The organism is Thermostichus sp. MS-CIW-34 (assembly GCF_054060435.1).
Genome location: NZ_JBSSDE010000061.1, coordinates 1 through 9,397 on the forward strand (window position 1 = coordinate 1; position 9,397 = coordinate 9,397).

Consider the following 9,397-nt stretch of genomic DNA (forward strand, 5'->3'; position numbering starts at 1 on the left):
GTTCTCCTCGGCAGACTGGGCGCGGCTTTCTTGGATGGACTGACGCAGCTCCTCGATTTCCCGCAGACGGGCGGCGTTCTCCTCGGCAGACTGGGTGCGGCTTTCTTGGATGGACTGACGCAGCTCCTGGACGGATTGGCAGAGCTCCCGGATTTCTCGGCTGTTGGCAGCAGTCTGTTCAGCCGTCCAAGCCAGCAGTTGCTCCACTCGGTCTAAGCGGTCTTGGCTCTGACTATTCACCCTGATGCCTCGCCTTGTGAGTCTCTTGACAAACTGCAACCGATCATAAACGAAGTTGAGCTCTGCCAAACAGGATAGGGGGAATGGTCATTCCCAGAGCCGCCGGATTGGAGAGCGATGCAGCAACTGGTGGGCTTCGGCCAGCAACTCCGGGATAGGCAGATGTTCTGGGCAGCGGGGTAAGCAGTCACCGCATTCGGTACAGCGGTCGGCAAGTGACCCCGGAAACCAATGCCCAGCTTGGCCGAACATGTTGTAGCGGTACTGGGCAAACTCCGTCATCTCGTGGGCAATGGCCAAGTTGCGCAAACGCAGCACTTCGGGAATGTGGATCCCTTCTGGGCAGGGCAGGCAGGCGTAGCACTGGGTGCAGCGGCTGGATCCCAAGCGTTCCTGCTCGGCTTGGCGCAACCGCTCCTGAATCTGAGGGCCATCCACCCACCAACGGTCGGGATCCTGTAAAGCCGACAAGGCCACCTGTAGCTCCTCAGGATGAGTGATGCCCAGGCTGAGGGTGTGAACACGGGGATCCGCCAGCAAAAAACGATAGGCAAACTCCAAGGGGCTGAAAGGTGCACAGCACTCCTGCAGGTGTTGGGGCGGGCGATAGAGCATTCCCCCTTTATCGGCAGGAGAAATGATGAACACGCCCATATCTTGCTGGGCAGCCGCTTCTAGGGCCGGTGCATTGCGCTGTTGGAAAAAGTGATAGTGCAAATTAACAAAGTCAAAGCATCCTGTCTGGATGGCCTGCAAAATTAACTCCAGGGATCCATGGGTGGAAAAACCAATGTAGCGCACCCAGCCTTCTTGCTGGAGCTGCTGGAGAATCGGCAACCCTTTCTGCAGCACCCACTCCAGATGTTCCGGCAGGTTGATGCCATGAAAGGCAAATTGATCCAGGTAATCCACCCGCAGACGGCGCAGGGATCCCTGAAGCCGCTCTCGCAACCCATCTGTGGGAGTGAGTTTGCTGGTCAGAATCAACTGATGGCGTGAAAAGGGCAGGGTTTGCAAAATCTCGCCCAAGAGCACCTCGGCATGGCCATAAGCCTGAGCCGTTTCGATGTGGTTGATCCCTGCGGCTAGGGCTGCCTCAACGGTTGCCTGAGCTTGATCCCTGGGCACATTGACCAAGCGCATGCTGCCCAGAGAAAAAACCGAGACCAGCTGTTGGGTGCGCCCAAAGCGACGGTAGAGCATTGCGGTTGAGGTAGCACCGGCAACTTCCATCAAGCCACCCCCTGGAAACGAGAAACGGCCTCAGATTGTCGGGTACAGACGGCATTTCCCTCAGGGGATTGGGGGTTTTTGCCCAGCAGTTCTGCCGCCAGCAGGATCGCCTGCTTGAGGCTCTCGCATCGGGCCACCCCTTGGCCGGCAATGTCGAAGGCGGTGCCATGATCGGGAGAGGTGCGAACAAAAGGCAACCCAATTGTCAGGTTGACTGCCCGGTCAAAAGCCAGCATCTTCACCGGGATCAAGCCCTGATCATGATAGAGAGCCAAGTAGGCATCTGCCACAGTTGGGGATCCCTGGCCATGCCAGGCTTGCGCGGGAGCCAGCCACATGGTGTCGGGGGGAAGCGGCCCCCAAATTTGGGCGTGGGCATAGGTGCGCAGCAGCTCGGTCAGCCATTCTTTTTCCTCCGATCCCAGTTGCCCCTGTTCGCCGGCATGGGGATTCAGGCCGGCTACTGCAATCACAGGATCCCGGATCCCAAAGGTGTGGCGCAGGGATCCCACCAGCACATTCAGCTTTGTCCGCACCCGCTCTGGAGTCAGCACGGTGGGCACTTGGCCGAGGGGAATATGGGTGGTGGCCAGCAAAACCCGCATCTGCCAACCGCTGTGGGGGGAACGGGCAACAAACATCATCCCGTAGTGCTCAGACCGACTCAGCTGGGCCAAAACTTCTGTTTGACCAGGGAACCGATGGCCGGCTCGATGCCAGAGATACTTGGCGATGGGCGCTGTCACGATCCCCTGAAACTCGCCCCGCAGCGTCTGTTCGATTGCCGTTTTCAGGTAAACAAAACTGACCCCACCACTGTCAGCATCCCCTTGACCAATACAGCCAGGCTGTAACCGAAAGCCTGTGTCGCATTCCAGCATCGGGATCCCTGCCGGATGGGCCAATGGAGCCGGCGACCGATCTCTCAGCAGGCGATAGGTGGCTTCTAGAACCTGCCGATCCCCTACAACCGTGATGTGGGCGCAAGACTGCACCTCAGGATCCGCCAGCGCCTTGAGCACAATTTCCGGCCCAATTCCCGCGGGATCCCCCAAGGTCAGCGCCAGTTTGGGCAGTGCAAGGCTCATGGTGTCTTTTCTTGAGAAGACAGATGATCTCCATTTTGCAGGGGAAAGAGAGTGCTGAGGAAAGCTGTGGGGAAGGTCGCCATCCCTTTGAGCCAGAATGCTGAGCTCAGCCTATCCAGTCAGCTGCAAGGGGATCCATGCCGGCAAAATGGTTTAATGAGGGTTTAGCGATATTGAACCTCTATGGCCGAGACATTCCTTTACAACGCCTTGCGTGCTGCCCTCGACGAAGAAATGGCCCGGGATCCCAACGTATTTGTTTTGGGAGAAGATGTCGGCCATTACGGCGGCTCCTACAAAGTCACCAAAGACCTGTATCGCAAGTACGGGGAGATGCGCCTGCTGGATACCCCCATTTGCGAGAACAGCTTCACCGGCCTGGCCATCGGGGCAGCCATGACCGGCTTGCGCCCGGTGGTGGAAGGGATGAACATGGGCTTTCTGCTGCTGGCCTTCAACCAAATTGCCAACAATGCCGGTATGCTGCGCTACACTTCCGGGGGCAATTTCAAGATCCCGATGGTCATCCGCGGGCCGGGCGGGGTGGGTCGTCAGTTGGGAGCAGAACACTCGCAGCGGCTAGAGGCCTACTTCCAAGCGGTGCCCGGGCTTAAGATCGTGGCCTGTTCAACTCCCTATAATGCCAAGGGCTTGCTCAAGTCCGCCATCCGCGACGACAACCCCGTTCTCTTTTTCGAGCATGTGCTCCTGTACAACTTGAAAGAAGATCTGCCAGAAGAGGAATACCTTTTGCCTCTGGACAAAGCCGAAATCGTCCGATCCGGCTCCGATGTTACCCTGCTCACCTACTCCCGCATGCGCTACCACGTGCTCAAGGCCGTGGACACTTTGGTGCAGCAGGAGATCGACCCTGAGGTGATCGATTTAATCTCGCTGAAACCTTTAGATATGGGAACCATTGCCGCTTCGGTGCGCAAAACCCATCGGGTGATCATTGTTGAGGAAGACATGAAATCGGGTGGCATTGGGGCGGAACTGACAGCTCGCATCATGGAAGAACTGTTCGATGAGCTGGATGCGCCGGTGATGCGTTTGGCTTCGCAGGACATTCCCACCCCCTACAACGGCACGCTGGAGGCGGCCACCATCGTGCAACCTGCAGATATTGTGGCGGCGGTGGAGCGGCTCCTCTACGCGGATTAGAACCCCCAAAAATCCCTACAAAACAGCGCCGAAATCTATCTCCCAGCAACTTGCAAAATCCTCAGGGCAACCTTGCTAAGATTTCCATGGCAGGGATCCGCGAATATGCAAGGCGTACTGCTGATCCTCTACATGTTGGTTGTCAGTGGCCTGATTGCCGTTGTTGGGGATCGGGTGGGCTACCGCATTGGCAAAAAGCGCCTTACCTGGTTTAACCTGCGCCCCCGCCATACCGCCATTCTGGTGGCCGTGGTGACCGGCGTGAGCATCTCCGCCCTGACTTTGGGCACACTGCTGCTCCTCAACCGCTCTCTGTCGGAGGCCCTGTTCAGCTACACCAACCAAATTGCCCAGGCGGAGCAAGAGCTGCGGGCCCTCAACCGCCAAAAAGCCCTCTTGGAAGCGGAAAATGCCGCTCTCAGGGTTGAGCGGGATCACCTCAAGATGGATCTCGACCAATTTCGCAGCCAGCAGTCGGCAGCCCAAACCCGCCTGAGCGAAGTGCGCGATCAGCTGGCAGTGGCGCTGCAGGAGCGGCAGGAGGCGGAGGCCAAGCTGGCGGCAGCCAACGAGCAACTGGCCAAGGTGCAGCCCAGTTTGGATCGAGCCCATGCCGAGTTGGAGGCAGTGAAGGCAGAGGTGGAGTCGGCCCGCCAGGTGATCGCCACCCTGGAGTCGCAAAAACAAGCCCTGCAACTGGATCGGGATCAGCTGGAGCGCTCCCTGGATGTGGTGCAGGCGGCCTTAACCCAACTGGAGAACCAGAAAAACCAGCTTGAGCAGGAGATCGAGCAGCTCAACCAATTGGCGGTGCGGCTGCGGCGGGGGGAACTGGCCATCTTGGCGGGGGAAGTTTTGGCAACAGGAGTTGTGGAGGCTCCAAGAGGGGCAAAACCAGAGGCGATCCGGCGGCAGTTTGAGCACCTTTTGGCCCAGGCGGAACAGCGGGCCCTTGCCCTTGGATCCCAGCCCATGCCCCCTCTGGAAAACGCGATCTTGATCCGCCGGGAGGATGCCGACCAAGCCTTGGAGAAGTTGCGAGAACCCGGTAGCTGGGCGGTGCGCATTCTCTCTGTTACCAACCGGCTCAAGGGGGAGCCTGTGCCTGTGCTCGTGCAGATTTACCCCAACCAGCGGATTTTCGCCAAGGGATCCGTGCTGGCCCACGGGGTGATTCAACCGGGTTTGAGCGAAAATCAGATCCAACAGCAACTGCTGGGGCTGCTGAACCAGGCCAATCAGCGCTCGCAAGAGGAGGGGCTCCTCTCCGATCCCATCACCGGCACTGTGGGGGAGTTCTCCCAGGTCAAGTTTCTGGAGGTTGTGCAGCATCTCCGCCAGAGCACCACCCCTCTGGATGTGAAGCTAGTTGCCGACACCGACATCTACACAGCGGGGCCATTGCGGGTGAGTTTTCTGATGGCAGAAGCTTCCGGTCAACCCGGCTCTTCTGGGGCTCAGCAGGCGGGGCGTCCCGAGGGATGACGGATCCACTCCACCCGGCAAGACTGAAGGGCCAACGAGTGCTGATCGGTTTCGACCCAGGGCGCGACAAATGCGGCATTGCTGTGGTGCAGGTGTTTACGCAAACGGAGCTGAAGGTTTTACACCGGGAGGTGGTCCCTTCCGCGGCAGCGCTGTCTAGACTACAAACGCTCCGGCAACAGTTTCAGGCGGAGCAAGTGATCCTGGGCAATCAGACGACGGCCCAAGCCTGGAAGTCTCAACTGGAATCGATCCTCCCCCCGCAGCAGATTGTCCTGGTGGATGAGCGGCACAGCTCCCAAGAGGCCCGTCAGCGCTACTGGGATTTTCACCCACCGCAGGGATGGGAGCGGCTGTTGCCCAAGGGGATGCGGGTGCCCGCCAAGGCTTACGATGATCTGGTGGCTCTCATTCTGGTGGAGCGGTACTGTCGTGGGCGAGATACGGCTGAGCCGACGTGAGCTTCTACAGGGGATCCTGCTGGGGCTAATGGCGGCAGGATGTGGGGGGCCGGATGCACACCTGCCTCTTGTCGTGGCGCTCAAGCAAGGGATCCCCGCCAGTTTGCTCAACGAGTTTCGCCGCAGGACTCAGGCCCGCTTTCGGCTGCAACTGTTGGATGAGCGGGATCAGTTGTTGGCCTATCTGCAGCAAAGCGTCCAGCCGGCTGATGCAGCCTGGTGGGATCCGGGGGGATGGTTCCGGCGGCGGCTGCCGGTGGCGGCTTTGAGTTTGTTGGGGGCCGACGCTTTGGATCGGGCCATAGCTGCCGGTTGGCTGGCTCCTCTGCCGGCAAGCCTGTTGGGAGAACGATGGCAGAATCTGGATCCCCGTTGGCAAGCTGCGGCACTCCGGGAGGGGCAGATTTGGGGTGTGCCCTGGCGCTGGGGGGTAACGGCCATTGCCTACCGCCGGGATCGGGTGAGGGAGCCCATTCGGGACTGGGCGGATCTGTGGCGGCCTGAGCTGGCCGGCAAACTGACTCTGCCGGATCATCCGCGGGAGGTGATTGGGCTAACCCTAAAGAAAATGGGCCGCTCCTACAACGATCCCCTCAACCCTGAGGATGTGGAATTACGGCAAGAGCTGGGATCCCTGCATCGCCAGGTTTTAACTTACACCTCTTCTGACTACCTGCCCATCTTGCGCTTGGCCGATAGCTGGGTGGCCGTGGGCTGGTCGCAGGATCTCTACGCCACCCAAGCCAACTACCCTGAGCTGGCAGTGGTGATCCCGGCCTCCGGATCCGCCATCTGGTGGGATGTCTGGGTGCGACCCCACGTCGAAGACCATGCCCACACAGAATCAACCCAGACAGATTCCGGATCCCTGTTGGCTGACTGGCTTGATTTTGTCTTGAATCCTGAATTTGCCCCCCGCTTGGTCAATCTGAGCGGGATCCCTTCGGTTTTGCCGCTGGATTTGGCTCAACTTGCCCCACGCCTGCAACGCAGAGCCGACTTGCAAATCTCCACTTGGCAACGCTCGGAGATCTGGCGCCCCCTGAGCTCAGCCGAAGCCGAGTCCTATCTCAACCTCTGGGATCAAATGCGGCGGGGCCTTTTGTAGAAACACAGCGAGCGCGAGCCCTCCACTCTGCAACACTTCGTCAAGGTCCGCAATGCTTCTGAGGAGCTGTGGTAGGATGCCTGCTGTCTGATGAGCCAGTTGCACTTGCATCGAGGAGAGCACCTTGAGTCTGAGAGTTGCTGTTGTGGGGGGCGGCCCAGCCGGAGCCTCTGCTGCCGAAGTTCTGGCCCAAGCTGGAATCGAGACCTTTTTGTTTGAGCGGAAGCTGGACAACGCCAAGCCCTGCGGGGGCGCCATTCCCCTCTGTATGGTCTCCGAGTTCGACCTCCCCGAGGGGATCATCGACCGCAAAGTGCGCAAGATGAAGATGATCTCCCCTTCCAACTATGAGGTGGATATCGCCCTCGAAAAAGAAAACGAGTACATCGGCATGTGCCGCCGCGAGATCTTGGATGCCTTCTTGCGCAATCGTGCCCACCAAAAAGGGGCGGAGCTGATCAACGGCAAGGTAATGCATCTGGAAATCCCCCAGAATGGCCGGGATCCCTACATCCTGCACTACAACGATTTTTCCGACGGATCGAGGCAAGGGGTGCCGCGTTCTTTGGCTGTGGATGTGGTGATCGGGGCGGATGGGTTCCACTCCAAGGTGGCAGAAGCCATTGGTGCTGGCGACTACAACTATGCGCTGGCCTTTCAGGAGCGCATCCGGCTCCCGGACGACAAAATGGCCTACTACGCAGAGCGGGCAGAAATGTATGTGGGGGACGATGTTTCTCCAGACTTTTATGCCTGGGTGTTTCCCAAGTCCAACCATGTAGCCGTGGGCACCGGCACCATGAGGGCAAACCAAGCCCACATCCAAAAGTTGCAAGCTGGGATCCGCGCCCGTGCTGCCGAGCGGATTCGAGGAGGCCAGGTGATCAAGGTGGAAGCCCATCCGATCCCAGAGCATCCCCGCCCGCGCCGCGTGGTGGGCCGTGCTGCTTTGGTGGGAGATGCGGCGGGATACGTAACCAAATCCAGCGGCGAAGGGATCTATTTTGCCGCCAAGTCAGGCCGCATGTGTGCCGAGACCCTTGTCGAGACCTCCAACGGCGGCAAGCGCATTCCCACAGAGGAGGATCTAAAACTGTATCTCAAGCGCTGGGATCGCCAGTACGGCCTGACCTACAAGGTCTTGGACATCCTGCAGCGGGTGTTCTACCGTTCCAATGCCACCCGCGAAGCCTTTGTGGAGATGTGCGCCGACCGGGACGTGCAGAGGATGACCTTTGACAGCTACCTCTACAAGACGGTAGTGCCCATGAGCCCTTGGGTGCAGTTCAAGATCACGGTCAAAACCTTGGGCAGCCTGATTCGCGGCAACGCTTTAGCCCCCTGAGACAACCCTACTGCCACTGGAAGGTCACCGTAACGCGATCCCAGTTGGCCTCGGTTTTCAGCACACTGGCAGAGGCCCTTTGTCCGGGGGGCACGTCGCTGGGCTCAAATGCTGCCACTCGCGTATCGACAACTTCTTCTCCCCGATAGAAGGTGAAACGAGCACGGGCGTTGAGAACCGTGCGGGTGCTGCGGTTGATCGCTTCCACGCTTAGGCGGCTACCGGCCCCCACTCGTTCTTCCCGAATGGATCCCACGATTACAAAATCTCCTGGGCTAGCGGCAGACTCGGCTGGGGTGGCGGTCGGAACTGGGGTGCCAGGCTGTGGGGCCGTCTCGCTTTGCTTGGGATCCGACTGCCTCAGCAGCTCCAAAACACGGGCCAACTCCTGCTGAAAGAAAACAAAGGCTTCCCGCGATTGGTTGGCCACCTGGGCCAAAATCAGTCGATCCGACTCCTCTACCGGAATTTCCAGGAGGGGAGCTGGCCCTTTTAGGGTGACTCGGATGCTGGCGACTTCTTGGTTGATGAACTTATCCAGGTAGGGAAAGATGTTGAGAATGCAATCTTGGAAGGATCCCATCGGCATGATGCGATTGTTGGTCAGCACCAAGTCGGCCCGCTCACAGCTAGTCCGATCCTCCATATCAATTTCCAAGGGCACGCGAAAGGAGCCGAGGCTGGTGTTGGTGATGGTGACCCCAATGCCGTACACCTCCTGCCGCCAGCCGTGAACGATCTCCAGGCTAGGGCTGGTCACTTCCTCGGTGAAATACTCTCCGGCCCAGGTCGGGGATCCCCACAGAGGCAGGGCCAATAGCAGCACAGGGAAATGGCAGGTCAGTCTCCCCTTCACCTCAACCTTCCTTCACTCAACTTGCGGACTTTGGGGCAGAGCAGCGGTGTTTCTTGCTCCCCCGGAATGGCAATAGCCTAACCCAGGGCTGGCGCAAACCAGCGAGGGCAGTCTTTAACCAGAGTAATCTTTTCAACTTCAAGGCTAACGGCTTTGAACCTCATCCGCTCTGCCCAAAAATAACCCGGTGCCTATCTTCATCAAGCTGGGGGTTGCCTTGGCGGTGGATCCCAGGGGCCATTTTGTCGGGGCAGCGCCACCGGCTCTGCCGTTTTCCGCTGGGATCCCGTCTGCGATAGGATCAGAAAGTTCAGCTTACTAGCGCAGGAGCCCCGCACTGTACCCGTAGGGTCAGTGTCGGGAGGAATGCGGAAGTTACGATAGAACCATGACCCAAGTCCTGACCGTCTCCTGCAA

The 9,397-nt window shown here is 59.0% G+C and carries 9 protein-coding genes and 1 pseudogene; 5 read left to right on the top strand and 5 right to left on the bottom strand.

The annotated features are described in order from the left end of the window. The 3 genes and pseudogenes from ACVWYY_RS14180 to pdxA form a co-directional block, all read right to left on the bottom strand. Positions 1-240: pseudogene (locus tag ACVWYY_RS14180) on the bottom strand (hypothetical protein); the annotation flags it as partial. Between the two features lie 87 nt (positions 241-327). Further along, the gene (locus ACVWYY_RS14185; protein WP_457403824.1) at positions 328-1,443 is read right to left on the bottom strand and encodes an aldo/keto reductase; all 1,116 of its coding nucleotides are present in this window, start codon (positions 1,441-1,443) and stop codon (positions 328-330) included. A 29-nt stretch (positions 1,444-1,472) separates the two neighbouring features. Further along, positions 1,473-2,561, bottom strand: a complete 1,089-nt coding sequence (gene pdxA / locus ACVWYY_RS14190) for a 4-hydroxythreonine-4-phosphate dehydrogenase PdxA (protein ID WP_457403820.1) — start codon at positions 2,559-2,561, stop codon at positions 1,473-1,475. Between the two features lie 183 nt (positions 2,562-2,744). On the opposite strand from pdxA, the gene ACVWYY_RS14195 reads away from it, so the two are divergent. From ACVWYY_RS14195 to chlP, 5 genes are all read left to right on the top strand, one after another. Then, positions 2,745-3,725 (top strand): alpha-ketoacid dehydrogenase subunit beta, encoded by a 981-nt coding sequence (locus tag ACVWYY_RS14195; protein WP_414331610.1) that lies wholly within the window; start codon positions 2,745-2,747, stop codon positions 3,723-3,725. A 105-nt stretch (positions 3,726-3,830) separates the two neighbouring features. Beyond that, positions 3,831-5,210, top strand: a complete 1,380-nt coding sequence (locus tag ACVWYY_RS14200) for a DUF3084 domain-containing protein (protein ID WP_457403818.1) — start codon at positions 3,831-3,833, stop codon at positions 5,208-5,210. Beyond that, positions 5,207-5,671, top strand: a complete 465-nt coding sequence (gene ruvX, locus ACVWYY_RS14205) for a Holliday junction resolvase RuvX (protein ID WP_414331042.1) — start codon at positions 5,207-5,209, stop codon at positions 5,669-5,671. The genes ACVWYY_RS14200 and ruvX overlap by 4 nt, the downstream gene beginning before the upstream one ends. Then, entirely contained in the window at positions 5,643-6,779 is a 1,137-nt protein-coding gene (locus ACVWYY_RS14210; RefSeq protein ID WP_457403817.1) for an extracellular solute-binding protein, read from the top strand. The genes ruvX and ACVWYY_RS14210 overlap by 29 nt, the downstream gene beginning before the upstream one ends. A 124-nt stretch (positions 6,780-6,903) precedes the next feature. Next, positions 6,904-8,124 carry a geranylgeranyl reductase gene (gene chlP, locus ACVWYY_RS14215; protein WP_414406886.1) on the top strand — a complete coding sequence of 407 codons (1,221 nt, stop codon included), beginning with the start codon at positions 6,904-6,906 and terminating at the stop codon, positions 8,122-8,124. A gap of 7 nt (positions 8,125-8,131) precedes the next feature. On the opposite strand, the gene ACVWYY_RS14220 is transcribed toward chlP, so the two are convergent. Together ACVWYY_RS14220 and ACVWYY_RS14225 are read right to left on the bottom strand one after the other, a co-directional pair. After that, the gene (locus ACVWYY_RS14220; protein WP_414400412.1) at positions 8,132-8,950 is read right to left on the bottom strand and encodes a hypothetical protein; all 819 of its coding nucleotides are present in this window, start codon (positions 8,948-8,950) and stop codon (positions 8,132-8,134) included. A 230-nt stretch (positions 8,951-9,180) separates the two neighbouring features. After that, positions 9,181-9,397, bottom strand: a 217-nt coding sequence (locus tag ACVWYY_RS14225; protein WP_457440900.1) for a hypothetical protein, incomplete at its 5' end; no start/stop codon positions are given.